At 61.2% G+C, this 18358-nt stretch carries 19 protein-coding genes; 18 read left to right on the plus strand and 1 reads right to left on the minus strand.

What is annotated here, in order from left to right; translation table 11 throughout:
• Position 1: 1 nt before the first annotated feature.
• From I9H09_RS22150 to I9H09_RS22225, 16 genes are read left to right on the plus strand one after another with little or no spacing between them, the layout of a single operon-like run.
• On the plus strand, positions 2-256 hold the full coding sequence (locus I9H09_RS22150) for an acyl carrier protein (protein WP_054989833.1): 255 nt from the start codon (positions 2-4) through the stop codon (positions 254-256).
• Positions 253-798: a COG4648 family protein gene (locus I9H09_RS22155; RefSeq protein WP_005888260.1), complete on the plus strand. Its 546-nt coding sequence runs from the start codon at positions 253-255 to the stop codon at positions 796-798. The genes I9H09_RS22150 and I9H09_RS22155 overlap by 4 nt, the downstream gene beginning before the upstream one ends.
• Before the next feature lie 10 nt (positions 799-808).
• A complete protein-coding gene (locus tag I9H09_RS22160; protein ID WP_183142437.1) occupies positions 809-2491 on the plus strand; it encodes an acyl-CoA synthetase family protein in 1683 nt (560 codons plus the stop codon).
• Entirely contained in the window at positions 2484-3218 is a 735-nt protein-coding gene (locus I9H09_RS22165) for a glycosyltransferase family 2 protein (RefSeq protein WP_024671190.1), read from the plus strand. The genes I9H09_RS22160 and I9H09_RS22165 overlap by 8 nt, the downstream gene beginning before the upstream one ends.
• Positions 3215-4162, plus strand: a complete 948-nt coding sequence (locus I9H09_RS22170) for a lysophospholipid acyltransferase family protein (RefSeq protein ID WP_005888254.1) — start codon at positions 3215-3217, stop codon at positions 4160-4162. Before I9H09_RS22165 ends, I9H09_RS22170 begins: the two co-directional genes overlap by 4 nt.
• On the plus strand, positions 4146-5690 hold the full coding sequence (locus I9H09_RS22175; RefSeq protein ID WP_122346995.1) for an HAL/PAL/TAL family ammonia-lyase: 1545 nt from the start codon (positions 4146-4148) through the stop codon (positions 5688-5690). The genes I9H09_RS22170 and I9H09_RS22175 overlap by 17 nt, the downstream gene beginning before the upstream one ends.
• The gene (locus I9H09_RS22180) at positions 5680-6105 is read left to right on the plus strand and encodes an acyl-CoA thioesterase (protein ID WP_005888250.1); all 426 of its coding nucleotides are present in this window, start codon (positions 5680-5682) and stop codon (positions 6103-6105) included. The genes I9H09_RS22175 and I9H09_RS22180 overlap by 11 nt, the downstream gene beginning before the upstream one ends.
• A complete protein-coding gene (locus I9H09_RS22185; protein ID WP_122312607.1) occupies positions 6102-6716 on the plus strand; it encodes an outer membrane lipoprotein carrier protein LolA in 615 nt (204 codons plus the stop codon). The genes I9H09_RS22180 and I9H09_RS22185 overlap by 4 nt, the downstream gene beginning before the upstream one ends.
• Positions 6700-9087: an MMPL family transporter gene (locus I9H09_RS22190; protein WP_122347006.1), complete on the plus strand. Its 2388-nt coding sequence runs from the start codon at positions 6700-6702 to the stop codon at positions 9085-9087. Before I9H09_RS22185 ends, I9H09_RS22190 begins: the two co-directional genes overlap by 17 nt.
• Complete coding sequence (locus tag I9H09_RS22195; RefSeq protein WP_122346996.1) at positions 9074-10321, plus strand: NAD(P)/FAD-dependent oxidoreductase; 1248 nt, start codon at positions 9074-9076, stop codon at positions 10319-10321. The genes I9H09_RS22190 and I9H09_RS22195 overlap by 14 nt, the downstream gene beginning before the upstream one ends.
• Positions 10318-11052: a class I SAM-dependent methyltransferase gene (locus I9H09_RS22200; protein ID WP_122346997.1), complete on the plus strand. Its 735-nt coding sequence runs from the start codon at positions 10318-10320 to the stop codon at positions 11050-11052. Before I9H09_RS22195 ends, I9H09_RS22200 begins: the two co-directional genes overlap by 4 nt.
• On the plus strand, positions 11049-11531 hold the full coding sequence (locus I9H09_RS22205) for a hypothetical protein (protein WP_005888245.1): 483 nt from the start codon (positions 11049-11051) through the stop codon (positions 11529-11531). The genes I9H09_RS22200 and I9H09_RS22205 overlap by 4 nt, the downstream gene beginning before the upstream one ends.
• Positions 11528-12724 carry a beta-ketoacyl-[acyl-carrier-protein] synthase family protein gene (locus I9H09_RS22210; RefSeq protein ID WP_024671184.1) on the plus strand — a complete coding sequence of 399 codons (1197 nt, stop codon included), beginning with the start codon at positions 11528-11530 and terminating at the stop codon, positions 12722-12724. Before I9H09_RS22205 ends, I9H09_RS22210 begins: the two co-directional genes overlap by 4 nt.
• Positions 12721-13176, plus strand: a complete 456-nt coding sequence (locus I9H09_RS22215; protein ID WP_005888242.1) for a hotdog family protein — start codon at positions 12721-12723, stop codon at positions 13174-13176. The genes I9H09_RS22210 and I9H09_RS22215 overlap by 4 nt, the downstream gene beginning before the upstream one ends.
• Complete coding sequence (fabG, locus tag I9H09_RS22220) at positions 13173-13901, plus strand: 3-oxoacyl-ACP reductase FabG (protein WP_122323441.1); 729 nt, start codon at positions 13173-13175, stop codon at positions 13899-13901. Before I9H09_RS22215 ends, fabG begins: the two co-directional genes overlap by 4 nt.
• Complete coding sequence (locus I9H09_RS22225) at positions 13901-15127, plus strand: beta-ketoacyl-ACP synthase (RefSeq protein WP_053931625.1); 1227 nt, start codon at positions 13901-13903, stop codon at positions 15125-15127. The genes fabG and I9H09_RS22225 overlap by 1 nt, the downstream gene beginning before the upstream one ends.
• Before the next feature lie 235 nt (positions 15128-15362).
• Here I9H09_RS22225 and I9H09_RS22230 read toward each other — a convergent pair whose 3' ends face one another.
• Positions 15363-16253 (minus strand): LysR family transcriptional regulator, encoded by an 891-nt coding sequence (locus tag I9H09_RS22230; RefSeq protein WP_053479844.1) that lies wholly within the window; start codon positions 16251-16253, stop codon positions 15363-15365.
• A 116-nt stretch (positions 16254-16369) separates the two neighbouring features.
• Here I9H09_RS22230 and I9H09_RS22235 point away from each other — a divergent pair, with 116 nt between their 5' ends.
• Together I9H09_RS22235 and I9H09_RS22240 are read left to right on the plus strand one after the other, a co-directional pair.
• On the plus strand, positions 16370-17626 hold the full coding sequence (locus tag I9H09_RS22235) for an MFS transporter (RefSeq protein WP_005888235.1): 1257 nt from the start codon (positions 16370-16372) through the stop codon (positions 17624-17626).
• A gap of 76 nt (positions 17627-17702) precedes the next feature.
• On the plus strand, positions 17703-17873 hold the full coding sequence (locus tag I9H09_RS22240) for an AAA family ATPase (protein WP_235662434.1): 171 nt from the start codon (positions 17703-17705) through the stop codon (positions 17871-17873).
• Positions 17874-18358 lie beyond the last annotated feature (485 nt).

Raw genomic sequence — 18358 nt, forward strand, 5'->3', positions numbered from 1 at the left:
CATGCAAACCCGTGAAGACATCTTCGAAATCCTGCGCACCGCAATGGTGGAACTGTTCGAACTGGAGGCCGAGAGGGTCACGCTTGACGCTAACCTCTATCAGGACCTGGAAATCGACAGCATTGACGCCGTGGACTTGATCGACCACATCAAACGCAAGACAGGGAAGAAGATCGCCGCTGAAGAGTTCAAGTCGGTCAAGACCGTGAACGACGTGGTCGAGGCTGTTTACCGACTGGTCAACGCGACCGAATGAAGCGCCTGATCGGGCTGATTCTGGTCCTGGCCGGTGTGCTGTATCCATTTGCCGTCTATTGGGGAACCGAGCACTTCGCTCCGTGGCAGTTTGCGCTGCTACTGGGAAGCCTGTGGCTCGCCCGCGCGCTTACCGGCGAACGAAAACCCGGCAGCCTGGCAATGGCGCTAGTGGCCCTGGCCTTCTGTGTGGTGCTCGGTGTCGTCGACAGCCACCTGATGCTGCGCTGGTATCCGGTGCTGGTCAGCGCATTCATGCTCAGCCTGTTCGGTTCAAGCCTGATCTACGGGCCGCCGATCGTGGAAAAAATGGCGCGCCTGAACCGTCCGGACCTGCCTGAGGCCGGCATCCGCTACACCCGCAGGGTCACGCAGATCTGGTGCGGGTTCTTTCTGTTCAACGGCCTTGCTGCAACGCTGCTGACGTTGTGGGCGCCGTTGTCTTGGTGGACGCTGTACACCGGCCTGATTTCCTACGGGTTGATGGGCGTGCTGTTTGCTGTCGAATGGATCGTCCGCCCTCCCTCTGCGGGCGGCAAATGAAATGGATCGCATGAACTGGTTGAATCTGCAAGACCTGCTGCTGGCCCCCCTGCCGGGTCGACTGCTGACCCAAGCCCCAGAGCTTGACCACGCGCAGTTCTGCCATCAGGCGCTGAGCGTCGCGGCGGACTTGCAGGCACGTGGTGTCAGGCAGATTGCGGTGCATCTGGAAGACGCCGCCGAGCTGGCTGTCGCGTTGTTCGGTGCCTGGCGCGCGGGTGTCCACGTACTGCTGCCCGCCGACCTGCAGGGTCAGACCCGTGAGCGCTGGGCAACTCAGGTAGATCTATGGCTGACCGATCAGCCAGGCGACACGCATCTGCACGACCTGCACGCTGCGCCGCTTGCCCCTGCTGCGCTGGACCTTGACCAGTGCCGGCTTGGCCTGTGTACCTCGGGGTCCAGTGGCGAGCCCAAACTGATTGAAAAGCGCCTTCGACAACTGGCCAACGAAGTCTGCGCACTGGAACAATTGTGGGGCGCAGAACTGGGTGAGGCGTGCATGATCGGCAGCGTCGCGACCCAGCATATTTATGGTTTGCTGTTCCGCCTGCTGTGGCCACTGTGCGCGGCACGCCCCTTTGTTCGCCACCAGTTGCCGTTTGCCGAAGACCTGCAACGCGCCAGTCGCGAGTACCCTTCATTCGCCTGGGTTGCCAGCCCGGCGCTGCTAAAACGCATGGGCGATAACCTCGACTGGGCCAGCCTGAGTGCCGTGCGCAGGGTCTTTTCATCCGGCGGCGTGCTGCATGCCGACGCCGCGCAGAGCCTGCAACAGCGCCTCGGCCAGTGGCCAACGGAAATTCTCGGCAGTTCGGAAACAGGCGGCATCGCATGGCGTCAGGGCGAACAGCACTGGCAAGCCTTCGCCGACGTCGAGCTGAGTCAGGACGCTGAAGGCGCATTGCGCATCCGCTCGCCCTACCTGCCGCCCGGTCATACCGAGCAGACCTCTGATGCCGTTCGAATAGGCCAAGACGGGCGTTTCGAGCTGCTGGGCAGACTGGACCGTATCGTCAAACTCGAAGAAAAACGCGTTTCGTTGCCACTGATCGAGCAAGCTCTCGCGACTCACGAATGGGTGAGTGAAACGCGCCTTGGCGTGATCCAGGAAAACCGTGCTTCGCTGGGCGCAGTGCTGGTGCTGAGCGATGCGGGCTTGCTGGCCCTGCGCAACCAGGGCCGCCGTGCCCTTACCGAGGTTTTGCGCCAGCACCTGCGGCCGCATTGCGAAACCATCGCGCTGCCGCGGCGCTGGCGTCTGCTGCGGCAGATGCCGCTGAATGCACAGGGCAAACTGCCTCAGGCAGAGGTCGAGGCGCTGCTGCTGGCGCCACGTTCGACACAACCGGAAGTACTCGAACAACAGACCGTCGAAGGCGAACTGCATCTGCAAATGATCGTCCCGCCCGACCTGGCGTTTTTCAGCGGGCACTTCCCCAAGGCGCCGATCCTGCCCGGCGTGGTTCAGGTCGACTGGGCAATCAGCCTGGGCCAGCGACTGCTGGATCTGCCACCCGATTTTGCTGGCATGGAAGTGCTCAAGTTTCAGCAACTGGTTCGCCCCGGCGATCGCCTGAAACTGACCCTGCGCTTCGACGCCGCGCGCTCCAAGCTGCATTTCGCCTTTCACAACAGCGAAAACGCACCCTGCTCCAGTGGCCGAATCCTGCTGGGGGGCAAGCATGCATAAGCCCTGCGTCATCATTCCGGTGTTCGATCACGAGTTGGCGGTGCCCAATGTGGTCAAGGCCGTGCGCGACGCCGGCTTGCCCTGCGTACTGGTGGACGACGCCAGCAGCCCGGCCTGCGCCGCCGTGCTGCAACAACTGGCCCGGGGCGACGACATTTACCTGCTGCGCCTGCCGGTCAACCAAGGCAAGGGCGGCGCAGTCATGGCAGGCTTCAGGGAAGCGGCACGCCTGGGTTTCAGCCATGCGTTGCAGGTCGATGCCGACGGCCAGCATGACCTGCGTGACATCCCGGTGTTTTTGGAGCAGTCGCGCCAGTACCCCGATGCGCTGATCTGCGGCTATCCGCAATACGACGACAGCGTGCCTAAAGGCCGCTTGTACGCTCGCTACCTCACCCACGTCTGGGTGTGGATCAATACGCTGTCGTTGCAGATTCGCGATTCGATGTGCGGCTTCCGCTTGTACCCGCTGGCGCCTGTGCTGACCCTGATCAACCATGTAAACATCGGCAAGCGCATGGACTTCGATTCGGAAATCCTCGTGCGCCTGTCATGGCGGGGGCAGGCGATGCGCTGGCTGCCGACCCGCGTTCATTATCCACAGGACGGGCTGTCGCATTTCCGGCTGTTTCATGACAACGCACTGATCTCGAAAATGCACGCCAAACTGTTCTTCGGCATGCTGATCCGATCGCCGATGATTGTTCGCCGCAGGTGGCGTTCATGAGCCTCAACAAGCCCCCCAAAGAACATTGGGCCAGTCACGAAGAGCGCGGCAGTTTCATGCTCATGAAACTCACCGCCTGGGGCATGCGTGTACTGGGCCGGCGCCTGCTCAGCCCGGTGCTGTATGGCATCGTCCTGTATTTCTTTGTGTTCGGTCGACGTGCCCGGAGCAGCATCTGGCAATACCAGCAGCGGCTGTCTGACTGGAGCGCCAGACCCGAACTACAACCCAGCCAGAGGCGGGTGTTTGGCCAGTTCATGGCCTTTGCCGAAGCGTTGCTCGACAAGCTCGATGTGTGGAACGGCAGGCTGGGCCTCGACCAGATCGAAATCGTCGACCGCGGCATGATCCGCCAGAACCTGCGCGGCGAACGCGGCCAGATGCTGGTGGGTGCGCACCTTGGCAACCTTGAAGTATGCCGCGCACTGGCCGAACTCGGCGAAAAGATCACCATGAACGTGTTGGTACACACCAAGCACGCCGAACGCTTCAATCGTCTGCTGGGCGAGGCTGGCGCGACCAACCTGCGGCTGATTCAGGTCAGCGAGCTGGACCCGGCGATCATGTTGCAATTGAGCCAGCGGCTGGACGAAGGCGAGTGGCTGGCGATTGCCGGCGACCGTGTCGCCTTGCATGGCGGACGCAATGTGCGGGTTGATTTCCTCGGCCATTCCGCCGCTTTTCCGCAAGGCCCGTGGTTGCTGGCCGGCCTGCTCAAATGCCCGGTCAACCTGTTCTTCTGCCTTAAAGGCACGCAGGGTTATCGAGTGATTCTTGAACCGTTCGCCGAGGCAATCGAATGGCGCCGCAGTGACCGCCCTCAGGTGATCGCCCTCTGGGCCACGCGCTACGCCGAGCGGCTTGGGCATTACTGCCTGGAGGCGCCGCAACAGTGGTTCAATTTCTACCCGTTCTGGAAATCCGACGATGAACCAAGCTCCTGATCCGATCACGTTCGGCGAACATGCCCTGCGTATCGAAGATGTGTTGACCCTGGCCAATCGCCAGGCACCCGGCGTGCTGCAGAACGACGCCACGTTTCGCGCACGCATCGCACGGGGCGCAAGGTTTCTGGACTCGTTGCTGGCCAGGGAAGGCGTTATCTACGGCGTCACTACCGGTTACGGCGACTCCTGCGTGGTAGCCGTACCGCTGGAGCATGTGGAGGCACTGCCACGTCATCTGTACACCTTTCACGGCTGCGGGCTGGGCAAGTTGCTGGATGAGCAAACAACCCGAGCAGTGCTGGCAGCGCGCTTGCAGTCATTGTGTCAGGGCGTTTCCGGGGTCAGGATCGAACTGCTCGAGCGTCTGCAGGCGTTTATCGATGAGGACGTCCTGCCGCTGATCCCGGAAGAAGGCTCGGTAGGCGCAAGTGGCGATCTGACGCCGCTGTCCTATGTAGCCGCGACCCTGTCCGGCGAGCGCGACGTTATGTTTCGCGGTGAACGCCGGCAGGCCGTTGATGTACATCGCGAGCTGGGCTGGACACCTCTGGTGCTGCGTCCCAAAGAGGCGCTGGCGCTGATGAACGGCACCGCAGTCATGACCGGCATTGCCTGCCTGGCGTTTGCCCGCGCCGATTACCTGCTGCAACTGGCAACCCGTATCACCGCCATGAACGTGGTGGCACTGCAAGGCAACCCGGAGCATTTCGACGAACGCCTGTTCGCCGCCAAGCCGCATCCCGGCCAGATGCAAGTGGCGGCGTGGCTGCGCCAGGACCTCGCAATCGACGCGCCGACCGCCCCATTGCACCGTTTGCAGGACCGCTACTCACTGCGTTGTGCGCCGCATGTGCTGGGCGTGCTGGCTGACAGCCTGAACTGGTTGCGCTCGTTCATCGAGATCGAACTGAACAGCGCCAACGACAACCCGATCATCGACGCCGAAGCCGAACGCGTGTTGCACGGTGGGCACTTCTACGGTGGGCATATCGCCTTTGCGATGGACAGCCTGAAAACCCTGGTGGCCAATGTGGCGGACCTGCTTGACCGACAACTGGCGCTGCTGGTCGACGAGCGCTATAACCACGGTCTGCCAAGCAACCTGTCAGGTGCCAGCGCCGAGCGGGCAATGCTCAATCACGGCTTCAAGGCGGTGCAGATCGGCACCAGCGCCTGGACTGCCGAAGCGTTGAAAAACACCATGCCGGCCAGCGTGTTCTCGCGCTCCACCGAGTGCCACAATCAGGACAAAGTGAGCATGGGCACCATCGCCGCGCGGGACGCCATCCGGGTGCTGGAACTGACCGAACAGGTGGCCGCGGCTACGCTGATCGCAGCCAATCAGGGCATCTGGCTGCGCAGCAAGGCTGCCGATGCGCGGCCGCTGCCGCCGGCCCTGGCCGCCATGCACGATCAGTTGAGCAAGGATTTCGCCCCTGTCATAGAAGACCGGGCACTGGAAGGCGAATTGCGCCTGTGCCTGAAACACATCGCCAACCGCCGCTGGAGGTTGCATGCGCAGTAAAGGCTTTCTGCACGTCGACACCGAAATCGTGGTGCCGTTTTTCGACGTCGACATGATGAACATCGTCTGGCACGGCAACTACGTCAAATACCTTGAGGTCGCGCGCTGCGCGTTGCTGGACCATATAGGGCATAACTACATGCAGATGCTCGAATCCGGTTATGGTTGGCCAGTGATCGACCTGCAATTGCGCTACGTGCGCAGCACCGTGTTCGGCCAGACGCTGAACGTGCGCGCCAGTCTGGTGGAATGGGAGAACCGTCTGAAGATCAACTACCTGATCACCGATGCACACACCGGGGAGCGACTGACGCGCGCCAGTACGGTGCAGGTCGCCGTGGACAGCCAAAGCCGCGAGATGCAGATGGTCTCGCCTCAGGTCTTTATCGATGCCGTAAAGAGAGCCCTGCCATGAGCCGACCGTTTCGTACGTTGCTGCTACTGGGTTTGCTGGTCCTGTCTTCACTGGCCCAGGCTTTCGACCTGCAGCAGTTGAGCGACCAGCTCGCCAAACCTGCGGTGGTGCAAGGCCGCTTCATTCAGGAAAAGCATTTGCGCGCCCTGCCGCAGCCGCTGCTCAGCAAAGGGCGCTTTGTCCTCGCCAGAGATTTCGGCCTGCTCTGGCTGCTGGAGACACCGCTGAAACAGGATTACCGCATCACAGCCAGCGGCATTTCCCGCCGTGAAACCGTCGGCGACGTCAGCACCTGGAAACCGGTGCCGAACAAGAACGCCGGTGCCGAGCAGAACCGCCTGTTCCTCTCCGTGCTGCAGGGTGACAGCAGCGGCCTGCAACGGGATTTCGACTTGCAGCTCAAAGGCGATGCGAGTGCCTGGCAACTGACTCTGGTGCCGCGCTCGCTGTTGCTGCAACAGGTCTTCAAGCAGATCAACATCGATGGCGGCGAGCTGGTCCAGCGGATCGAACTGCTGGAAACCCAGGGCGACAGCACGGTTCTGAAAATGATCGACAGCAGCAGCGCCCCGGCCCTGACAGATGCGCAGCGTAATGACTTCAGCAACTGAGCGGCGACTGCCGCGACTATTCCTGCTGATTCTGGCAGGCATTCTGGCGCTGGCCGTCTGGCAATGGCACGACCGTTCGCCGCTGTCGGCCAACCTCATGGAGCTGGTGCCGGGCACTGACAACGATGCGCTGGTAGAGAGCGCTGAAAAGCGCATGCAAGAGCCGCTCAACCGCGAAATGCTGGTGCTGGTGGGGCATACCGATCGCCAGCAAGCCGTCGAGCTGGCCCGCAAACTGGGCGAGCAATGGCAGGCGAGCGGTCTGTTCGAGAAGGTTCAGTGGACGCTGCAGGCTGACCTGCCGGCTTTGCGCACCCAGTTGCTGAAAGGCCGTATTGCGATGTTGCCGGCAGCGGATCGGGCCCTGTTGATCGAAGACCCGAAAACCTTCATCGAGCAACGCGTGCAGACCCTGTTCGACCCGTTCGCCGGTTTCAGCCTGGTGCCGAGCCAGGATGACTGGCTGGGCCTTACCGGACGCATTCAGAACGGCCTGCCAAAACAGGGCTCGGTCGAACCCGACTTGGCCAGTGGCGCGTTGATTGCTACCGCCGAGGGCAAAAGCTGGGTGCTGCTGCGCTCGCGAACCCGCAGTGATGCGTTCGACATGCACCTGCCCGGTCAGGTCGCCGACCTGCTGGCGCAGGCCCGAGTGCAGGCGAGCGACGCCGGTGGCCAGTTGCTTGCAGCCAGCGGCCTGCTTTACGCGGCAGACGGCCAGAAGCAGGCCAGCCGGGAAATTACTTGGGTTGGCGGGGGTGCGACGGCAGGTATTTTGTTACTGCTGTTGCTGGCCTTCCGGCGCTGGAGTGTGCTGCTGGCATTCGTCCCGGTGGTGGTCGGCATGCTGTTTGGTGCGGTCGCCTGCGTGGCATTTTTCGGCAACATGCATGTCATGACACTGGTGCTGGGCTCCAGCCTGATCGGCGTGGCCGTGGATTACCCGCTGCATTACCTGTCCAAAAGCTGGAGCATGAAGCCTTGGCGCAGCTGGCCTGCGTTGCGCCTGACGCTGCCCGGCCTGAGCCTGAGCCTGATCACCAGCTGTATCGGCTACCTTGCACTGGCTTGGACGCCATTCCCGGCACTGACGCAAATTGCTGTGTTCTCGGCTGCAGGCCTTGTGGGCGCCTACCTGACAGCGGTGTGCCTGCTGCCCGCGCTGCTCGCAAACGTAGAGATCCGTCCTGCGCAATGGCCATTGAGGCTGGCACAGCAGATGCTCGATTGCCGGGCTGCACTGCTGCAACGCATCAGCACGCCGATCCTGCTGGTACTGCTGCTGGCCTTTTGTGCCGTAGGCATCTGGCACCTGACCACCAAGAACGATATCCGCCAATGGGTAGCTGCCCCTCAGGCGCTGACCGACGAAGCCCAGACCATCGCGCAAATCACCGGCTATCAACCGACCAGCCAGTTCTTTCTGGTGCGCGGCAAGGATCAGCAGCAGTTGCTGGATCGCCAGACGGCGTTGACCCAGCGGCTTGATCAACTGGTGAGCATGGACAAGCTGCAGGGCTACATGGCGATCAACCAGTTGCTCGACTCGCCGGCCGAGCAGCAGGCGACCCGCGACGCTCTGAGCAAACTGCCGCAGTACTGGGAGCCGCTGGTGCAACTCGGCGTGCCGGCCAACGCCTTGAAGGCCGAACTCGCCCAACTGCAGGCCCTGCCGACGCAAGACATCGATGGTGCGCTGCAAGGCCCGCTGAGCGAGCCGTGGCGCACACTCTGGCTGGGCGCCATCGACAACCCTGAAGGCGGCGTTGCGGGAATCGTCAGCCTGCGCGGCCTGAACAGCATGGCGTTATTGCGCGTGCAGGCTATCGGGCTGGAAGGCGTGCAACTGGTTGACCGCCTTGGCGAACTCAATGACGTGTTCGCTCACACGCAGATCAGCGCCGCCGAGCTGAAACTGGCTTCATGCCTGTTGATCGTCCTGCTGCTGATTGTCCCGTTCGGCTTCAATGGCGCATTGCGCATCGTCGCGCTGCCTCTGCTGGCAGCGCTGTGCAGCCTCGCCAGCCTGGGTTGGCTTGGCCAGCCGTTGACCCTGTTCAGCCTGTTCGGCCTGCTGTTGGTCACCGCAATCAGCGTCGATTACGCCATCCTGATGCGCGAACAGGTCGGAGGGGCCGCAGTCAGCCTGCTTGGCACGCTGCTGGCGGCCGTCACCACCTGGCTGTCGTTCGGCCTGCTGGCGGTTTCCGGCACTCCGGCGATCAGCAATTTCGGGCTCTCGGTCAGCCTGGGGCTGGCCTTCAGCTTTTTGCTCGCACCGTGGGCCAGCCCGCGTCCAGACACTCATGTGCCCTTGTCGTCCTCCCCTGCCTCCGTCAAATCGGAAAGGAACAGCCGTGCCCATCATTGATAGGGAAATGCGTCAGGTCGTGGTCATCGGTGCCGGCCCCGCCGGTTCGATTGCGGCCGCGCTGCTAAAGCGCCAGGGTCATGACGTGCTGATCATCGAGCGCCAGCTTTTTCCGCGTTTTTCGATCGGCGAAAGCCTGCTCTGTCATTGCCTGGACTTCGTCGAAGAGGCGGGAATGCTCGACGCGGTGCAGGCTGCCGGTTTCCAGCGCAAGAATGGCGCAGCCTTCGCGCGCGGCGAGCAGTACAGCGATTTCGATTTCGGAGACACCTTCAGTCACGGCAAGCCCACCACCTTCCAGGTACAGCGCAGTGAGTTCGATAAACTGCTGGCCGATCAGGCCGAGCTGCAAGGTGTGGAGATTCGCTATGAGGAGGAAATCATCAGCGCAGATGTCGATGGCGCGCAGCCTGTATTGCGGGTAAAGCGCGCAGATGGCAGCCAATACAGCGTGCAGTCTGCCTTTGTGCTTGACGCCAGCGGCTACGGTCGCGTGCTGCCGCGCCTGCTGGACCTGGAAGCACCTTCGGGTTTTCCGGTACGTCAGGCAGTGTTCACGCATGTCGAAGATCACATCGACAGCCCACCTTTTGATCGTCAGAAAATCCTTGTCAGCATCCACCCGCAGCACAGCGACGTGTGGTTCTGGACGATCCCGTTCAGCGAGGGCCGTTGCTCGGTGGGCGTGGTGGCCTGCGCCGAGCGCTTCAAGGACAAGCCCGACGACCTGGACGCCTGCCTGCGAGCCTTTATCGATGAAACACCGCAACTGGCGAATGTGCTGAAAAATGCCGTCTGGGATACGCCTGCCAGAACCATCGGCGGCTACTCTGCCAACGTCAAAACGCTGCACGGCAAGGGCTTCGCGCTGCTAGGCAACGCTGCAGAGTTCCTCGATCCGGTGTTCTCTTCGGGCGTGACCATCGCCATGCGTTCAGCGAGCATGGCGGCCAGCGTCCTGAGCCGGCAGTTGCAGGGCGAGCCTGTGGATTGGGAAAGCGAATTTGCCATCCCGCTGAAACGCGGCATCGACACCTTCCGGGCCTATGTCGAAGGCTGGTACGACGGCACCTTCCAGAGCGTCATCTTCTACCCCGGCAGCGCTCCGGACATTCGCCGCATGATCAGCTCGATTCTGGCCGGCTATGCGTGGGACGAGCGCAACCCGTTCGTCAGCGAACCCAAGCGACGCCTGCGCACGCTGTCGGAAATCTGTGCGGACAGTGGCTCATGACTCGACCGTTCCTGAGCGACAGCTACGTCGAGGAAACCCGCTTCGGGCTGTGGTTTCTGCGCAGCCATACCTGGCAACACCGCGTGCTGCGCGTCGCGATCGACGACCTGCGCACGCTGTTTTCAAGCCCGCCACCGGTTGCGCCGGTCTTGCTGGATGCCGGTTGCGGGCAGGGCAAGTCGTTCCAGCACCTGAGCAAGGTCTTCAAGCCGTCCAGGCTGATCGGTGTCGACGCCGATCCGCACAGCCTGAGCATGAGCCGCCAGGAAGCGGTTGCCAAAGGCATTGAGGTGGAGCTGATCGGCAGTGACTGCGCCGCCCTGCAATTGCCGGATGCCAGCGTCGATCTGCTGTTCTGTCATCAGACCTTCCATCATCTGGTCGAGCAGGAACAAGCGCTGGCCGAGTTTTTCAGGGTACTCAAGCCGGGCGGTTATCTGTTGTTCGCAGAGTCCACCGAGGCCTATATCGATACCTGGGTGATTCGCTGGCTGTTCCGTCACCCGATGCACGTTCAGAAAAGCGCCGATCAGTATCTGGACATGCTCCGCGAGCAGGGCTTCGAATTCGCCGCACATAATGTTTCCTACCCTTACCTGTGGTGGAGCCGTGCCAGGGATTTCGGCTTGCTGGAAGCCCTGAAACTGCGCAAGCCCAAACCATTCGGGCAACGAGAAGAAACCCTCGTCAATGTCGTGGCCCAAAAACCGTTGCGAGGTGACGCCTCATGATCCGACTGCTGTTGCTGGCCTTTCTGTTGCTTGGCGGCTGCGCTGCACAGGCGCCACTGCCTGCTACCCCGCCGACCCTGCAATTGCCGATGCAACTGCACATCGAACGTCATCAGGCGGAGCAGAGTCAGGACTGGGTGCTGGTCATCCAGCGCGAACCGACCGGGCTACGTTGGTCGATGATGGACCCGATGGGCATTCCTCAGGCACGCCAGCTACTGATCAACGGAGAGTGGCAGGCCGATGGTCTGCTGCCGCCCAACCCAGAGGCCCGCGAATTGTTTGCGGCATTGATGTTTGCCATGACGCCTGATCTGGAAATGCATGGCCGCTATCCCACGGCTTATCGCCAAGGCATGCAGCGCCGCCTGGATGACCGCTGGCTGGTTGAATACCAGTCGGCCAACGCGTTCACCATCCGCCTCAAGGACCATCTGAGCTACAAAGTGACCCCGCTGAACAACGGGACCGCGCCATGACCGCCTACCTCAATGCGCTCGGGGTCATCTGTTCGCTGGGTGCAAGCCGAGAAGAAGTATCGCGCAGGCTGTTTGCCGGTGACAGCTCAGGCATGGTGGTCGAGAGCGGCTGGGTGCCAGAGCGTGCGCTGCCAGTCGGGGCGGTAAAGGCCGAACTGCCGGCCATGCCGCCAGCCATGAGTTCGCAACACAGCCGCAACAACCAGTTGTTGCTGGCCGCCGCCTTGCAGATCGAAGACGATATTCGGCTGGCCATCGAACGCTTCGGTGCAGCGCGCATCGGCGTCATCATCGGCACCAGCACTTCCGGCATCGACGAAGCGAGTAGCAGCATGGCGATCTGGCTGCGTGATAAAGCGTTCCCCGAACACTACGATTATCGCCAGCAGGAGCTGGGCGCACCGGCTGGTTTCCTTGCCAGCTGGCTGCAATTGACCGGCCCGGCATACGTGATTTCCACCGCATGCACATCCAGCGCACGCGCATTGCTCAGTGCTCGTCGGGCTCTGGACATGGGCCTGTGCGATGCAGTGCTGTGTGGCGGCGTCGACAGCCTGTGCAAGCTGACCCTCAACGGTTTCTCGGCGCTCGAAGCAATGTCGCCCCAGCTGTGCAATCCATTCTCGCGTCATCGAAACGGGATCAATATCGGCGAGGCGGCCGCGCTGTTTCTCATGACTCGAGAAGCTGGCAGCACGCATTCGGTTGCGCTGTTGGGCGCGGGCGCCAGTTGCGATGCTCACCACATATCAGCCCCCGAACCCAGCGGACGTGGCGCACAGAACGCCATGTTGCAGGCGTTGAGCAATGCCCGACTGGACGCCGCACAGATCGGCTATCTGAACCTGCATGGCACAGCAACGCCGCTCAACGATGCGATGGAAAGCCGTGCGGTGCAGGCCGTGTTCCCGGAGGGTGTGCCCTGCTCTTCGACCAAACCACTCAGCGGCCACACACTGGGCGCGGCCGGGGCGCTGGAAGCCGCCTTTTGCTGGCTGAGTCTGGCGCCGCACAACAGCCAACAGGCCCTGCCGCCACACGTGTGGGACGGCGAGGCAGACCCACAGCTGCCTGCCCTGCAATGGACACTGCCGGGCACTCGCCTGGCCTCTGCCGACGCTCGCTACATGATGAGCAATTCCTTTGCCTTCGGTGGCAACAACATCAGCCTGATTATCGGAGATGCCCCATGACCGAGTGGCCGCTCGCCGAACTTATTCCCCACGCTGGCGACATGATCCTTATCGATCAGGTTCTGGACTTTGACGCAGAGCAGATTCACACCCGTCTGACCGTGCGCGCCGACGGCCTGTTCAATCAGGCGGACGGCAGCCTGCCCGCCTGGCTCGGCGTAGAACTCATGGCACAGAGCGTGGCAGCCTTTGCCGGCTGCCAGGCGCGTATCAAGGGCGAAGCGGTCAAGCTGGGTTTTCTGCTCGGCAGCCGCAAGTTCGAATGCAATGTGGCGCGCTTCCCTCTGGGCAGCGAACTGCATATTCATGCCATACGCTCGCTGCAGGATGACAGCGGCATGGGCGTCTTCGAATGCACCCTGACCGGCCCGGACATCACAGCGTTTGCCCGCCTCAATGTATATTGCCCAACCAACACTGCTGATTACCTGGCTGAAGGAGCCCCGGCATGACTGAATCGATACTGGTCACCGGCTCCAGCCGTGGCATCGGCCGCGCCATCGCCTTGCGCCTGGCGCAGGCCGGCTATGACCTGATCTTGCATTGCCGCACCGGGCGCAGTGAAGCCGAGGCCGTGCAGGCCGAAGTACTCGCCTTGGGACGTCAGGCGCGGGTTCTGCAATTCGACGTCTCGGACCGCGCCGCCTGCAAGACGATTCTGGAAGAGGACGTGGAAACCCACGGTGCTTATTACGGCGTGGTGCTCAACGCCGGCCTGACCCGCGATGGCGCCTTTCCGGCACTCAGCGAGGACGACTGGGATCAGGTGCTGCGGACCAATCTGGACGGTTTCTACAATGTCCTGCATCCACTGACGATGCCGATGATTCGCCGTCGTGCTGCAGGCCGAATTGTGTGTATCACCTCGGTCTCGGGCCTGATCGGCAACCGTGGGCAGGTCAATTACAGCGCGTCCAAGGCAGGTCTGATCGGCGCTGCCAAAGCACTGGCCATTGAACTGGGCAAGCGCAAGATTACCGTCAACTGCGTCGCGCCGGGGCTGATCGACACAACGATGCTCGACGAGAACGTTCCCGTGGATGAACTGATGAAAATGATCCCGGCACAGCGCATGGGCACGCCCGAAGAAGTTGCTGGCGCTGTGAATTTTCTGATGTCGGCGGAAGCCAGTTACATTACCCGACAGGTGCTGGCCGTCAATGGAGGGTTGTGCTGATGAAGCGTGTGGTGGTCACCGGTATGTCCGGCATTACCTCAGTGGGCAGCGACTGGGCCACCATCAATGCGAGTTTCACGGCCAACCGCAGCGGCATTCGCCGGATGGACGAATGGGACCGTTTCATCGAGCTGAATACTCGCCTGGCTGGCCCCATCGACGATTTCGCCGTACCTGCGCACTGGACGCGCAAGCAGTTGCGCAGCATGGGCCGTGTCTCGCGGCTGGCAGTGGGCGCCGCCGAACAGGCGCTGATCATCGCCGGGCTGCTGAACGACCCGATCATTCGCGACGGCCGCATGGGCACAGCCTGCGGCTCATCCACCGGCAGTACCGACGAGATCAAGGCCTTCGGCAACATGTTGATCAACTCGGTGGCGCTGGACCTGAATGCCAATTCGTATGTGCGCATGATGCCGCACACCACGGCGGCCAACATCAGTATCTTTTTCGGCCTGACCGGACGCCTGATCCCGACCTCCAGCGCCTGCACCAGCGGCAGCCAGGGCATCGGTTACGCCTACGAAGCGATCAAATTCGGGCGTTTGCCCTTAATGCTGGCAGGCGGTGCCGAAGAACTGTGCCCGACCGAAGCGATGGTGTTCGACGCACTGTACGCGACCAGCCTGAAGAACGATGCACCGCACACCACGCCGCGTCCTTACGACAGCGGGCGCGACGGGCTAGTCATCGGTGAGGGCGGCGGCATGCTGGTGCTTGAAGAACTTGAACACGCCCAGGCACGCGGCGCGCCGATCTATGCCGAGGTAGTCGGCTTTGGCAGCAATGCCGACGGCGCTCACAGCACCCGGCCGGAACAAACCACCATGCGCCGCGCCATGGAGCTGGCCCTGGAAGATGCGGGCTTGCCGCCGGAGGCCATCGGCTACGTCAACGGGCACGGCACGGCCACCGAACAAGGCGACATCGCCGAAACCCTGGCCACCAGCAGCCTGTTCGGCCCACGCATGCCGCTCAGTTCCCAGAAAAGCTTCCTCGGCCACACCTTGGGCGCATGCGGCGCACTCGAATCATGGTTCAGCATCGAAATGCTCAACAGCGACCGATATATCCACACCCTGAACCTGACTGACATTGACCCACAATGCGGGGAACTGGACTACATCGTCGGCGAACCCCGGAAGATGAGTAACGAATACGTCATGAACAACAACTTTGCCTTTGGCGGAGTAAATACATCGTTGATCTTCAAGCGTTGGGGTTGAGAGGTAGTTCATACGCAGAACAAGGTTTCTGCCCCCAGGACGTGAGAGTTTCAGGAGGTTAAGACCGCTACGATGGGCTGCAAAGGGGCCTTCGAACAGGTCTACGCTCCGCGCAGGACGAAGATCTGAACGCCATGCAACCGATCTTGAGTCTGCGGGAGCGCACAGTTTTGTGACGCAGAGCGTCACGACAGGCATTCCCACGCTGAGCGTGAGTAACGCCAGGTATTCTTCCTCAGGCTACGTTGCGCGTCAGCAGGTCGGTAAATGCCTTGGCCATCGGTGATTGTTCGTCCTTGCGCTGTACCAGCCATACCGCGCTGGTTGCGCCGGGGTCGAGGACGTTGCGGTAGACCACGCCGTCAATGCGCATCCGCCGATAGGATGCAGGCAGCACCGTCACACCCAATCCGGCTGCGACCAGACCAATGATGGTCATGACTTCCCCCGCCTCCTGAGTGATAAGCGGGCTGAAACCCGCGGCGCGCGCCAGGCTCAGCACCTGCGCGTAGATGCCACTGCCATAGGTGCGCGGGAAGAACACGAACGGCTCGGCAGCCAGAGCCGCCATGTAGATCCCGTCCTCGGTACTCGCAGCCAGCGGATGGTCCGCGCGCATGATCGCCACCAGCGGCTCGTTCAGCAATTCGAACACCACCAGTGAGTCAGGCAACTCAAGTGGACGCATGATGCCGACCTGAATGGTCTTGTCCTCAAGACCTGCGGCCACTTCCTGGCTGGTGATTTCGGTCAGGGTAAGGTGTACGTCGGGGCAGGCCTGACGAAACGCAAAGATTGCCTGTGGAATGCTGGAAGTAAACGGCGCCGAGGACGTAAAGCCGATCTTCAGCTCACCGATTTCCCCCAGTTGCGCACGTCGCGCCACATCGGTGGCCTTGTCGACCTGAGCCAATACCAGACGTGCCTCTTCAAGAAACAGCCGCCCGGATTCACTTAGTTCAACACGGCGGTTGGTGCGGTCGAACAGCCGCGTGCCGAGCTCTTGCTCCAGCGTCTGGATCTGCTGACTGAGCGGCGGTTGAGAGATCCCCAGCGCCTGCGCTGCACGGCCGAAATGCAGCTCTTCGGCAACCGCGATGAAGTAACGCAGATGGCGCAATTCCATGCGACCCCCATTAAGTCGTTTTACCTATCAAACAGGTCGAACAATATATTGGATGGAATGATTAGCTAGCTATATGATTTTTTCATTGTCCGTCCAATAGTGCCCAGAGGTCCCCTTTGAATCCTGCCGTGGCCCCGCCCGTAACAGCCCAGAACACATCCGCTGAAACGTCTGGCGACACCTACATCGAAAAGAACACGCCGCTTTTCAAACGCACTGCACTGGCGCTGTTCGCTGGCGGATTTTCGACCTTCACCCTGCTGTATTGCGTCCAGCCGATGATGCCGACGCTGTCCGGCGAGTTCTCGTTATCGGCCGCTCAGAGCAGCCTGATCCTTTCGGTTGCCACGGCAATGCTAGCGATCGGCCTGCTGATTACCGGGCCGATATCCGACCGGCTCGGGCGCAAGTCGGTGATGGTCATGGCGCTGTTCTGCGCATCGCTGTTCACCATCGCCAGTGCGTTGATGCCAAGCTGGGAAGGTGTTCTTGTGACCCGCGCATTGGTCGGTTTGTCGCTGAGCGGTCTCGCGGCCGTAGCGATGACCTACCTGAGCGAGGAAATACACCCCACGCATCTGGGCCTGGCGATGGGACTGTACATCGGCGGCAGCGCAGTCGGCGGCATGAGCGGTCGATTGATCGTCGGCGTCCTGATTGACTACGTGAGCTGGCATGCAGCGATGCTGGTGGTCGGCGGGCTGGCCCTGATCGCAGCGGTGGTGTTCTGGAAAATCCTCCCGGAATCGCGCAATTTCCGCCCCCGTTCGTTGCACCCGCGCAGCCTGCTGGACGGCTTTGTGGTGCAGTTTAGAGACGCTGGGTTGCCGCTGCTGTTTCTGATCGGCTTTCTGCTGATGGGCGCCTTCGTCACGCTGTTCAACTACATCGCATACCGCTTTCTGAGCGCACCCTACAACCTGAGCCAGGCCGTGGTCGGGGTATTTTCCGTGGTGTATCTGTCGGGCATCTACAGCTCGGCGAAGATCGGCTCACTGGCCGACCGACTGGGCCGCCGACAAGTGCTGTGGGCCGTAATCGTGATGATGCTGGCGGGCCTGTTATTGACTCTGTTCACACCGCTGCCCTTGGTAATAATCGGCGTGCTGATCTTCACCTTCGGCTTTTTCGGCGCGCACTCGGTGGCCAGCAGCTGGGTGGGCCGCAGGGCCACCACGGCCAGAGGCCAGGCCGCTTCACTCTACCTGTTCTGCTACTACGCCGGCTCCAGCGTGGCCGGAACCGGCGGCGGAGTGTTCTGGCATTACGCGGGGTGGAACGGTATCGGGCTATTTATCGGCGTACTGCTGTTGATAGCGCTGGGGGTTGCGTTGAGGCTGGCGCGGCTGCAACCGCTGGGTGCCAAGGTCTAGTCATATATCAGGCACTGGCGGATGGGGTTAGCCAAGATACACTGGCGCATACGCCAGTTCTGGTAAAGAACCCGACATGCGCCTCGACCATCTCCACCTGCAGAATTTTCGTTGCTACGAAGATGCTCATTTCGACTTCCAGCCGGGCTTCAATCTAGTGGTGGGGATTAATGGGAGTGGGAAGACGTCGCTGTTGCAGCGGGGTGGCTTGTTGTTTCGGAAGTTTCCTCGCGAACATAGGTGCTAGCAACTCACTTTCAACTGAATTAGATGCCAGGTTCACTTTAGAAAGATCTGAAAACAGTGTTCACTTTGAACGTATCTTTCCCCTCAGGTTGACTGCCCAAGGCGATACATTTGGGTTTCAAAATTGGCACGTGGCGCGGAAGCGGGATGGCAGTAAAGGAAATTCCGGCAACCTTGAAAGCGTTACATCTCCAGAGAACCCATATCTCTCTCGACACGTCTGTGTTTGCCGTTTGCCGAGCCAATCGAGGCTGGCTGACTATGAATATAGTCGCCGAGCATGCAGCACAGACCAAACCCTCAAGGCTTGACGCCTACACGAACTGGTCCGATGCAGCCTCCAATTTGAAGAATTTTGAGACTTGGCTCATTGGCAAGACACTAGGGTTGTCTGAAAAGTACGAGATTGCCTGCAGAAATAGTCTGAGGCACGCTCTAACTTATTGATTTTACGTACCTGTAAGGCGCTAAAAAGGAGCTACAAGG

Source organism: Pseudomonas tremae (assembly GCF_023278125.1).
In the GTDB taxonomy this organism is placed as follows: Bacteria; Pseudomonadota; Gammaproteobacteria; order Pseudomonadales; family Pseudomonadaceae; genus Aquipseudomonas; species Aquipseudomonas tremae.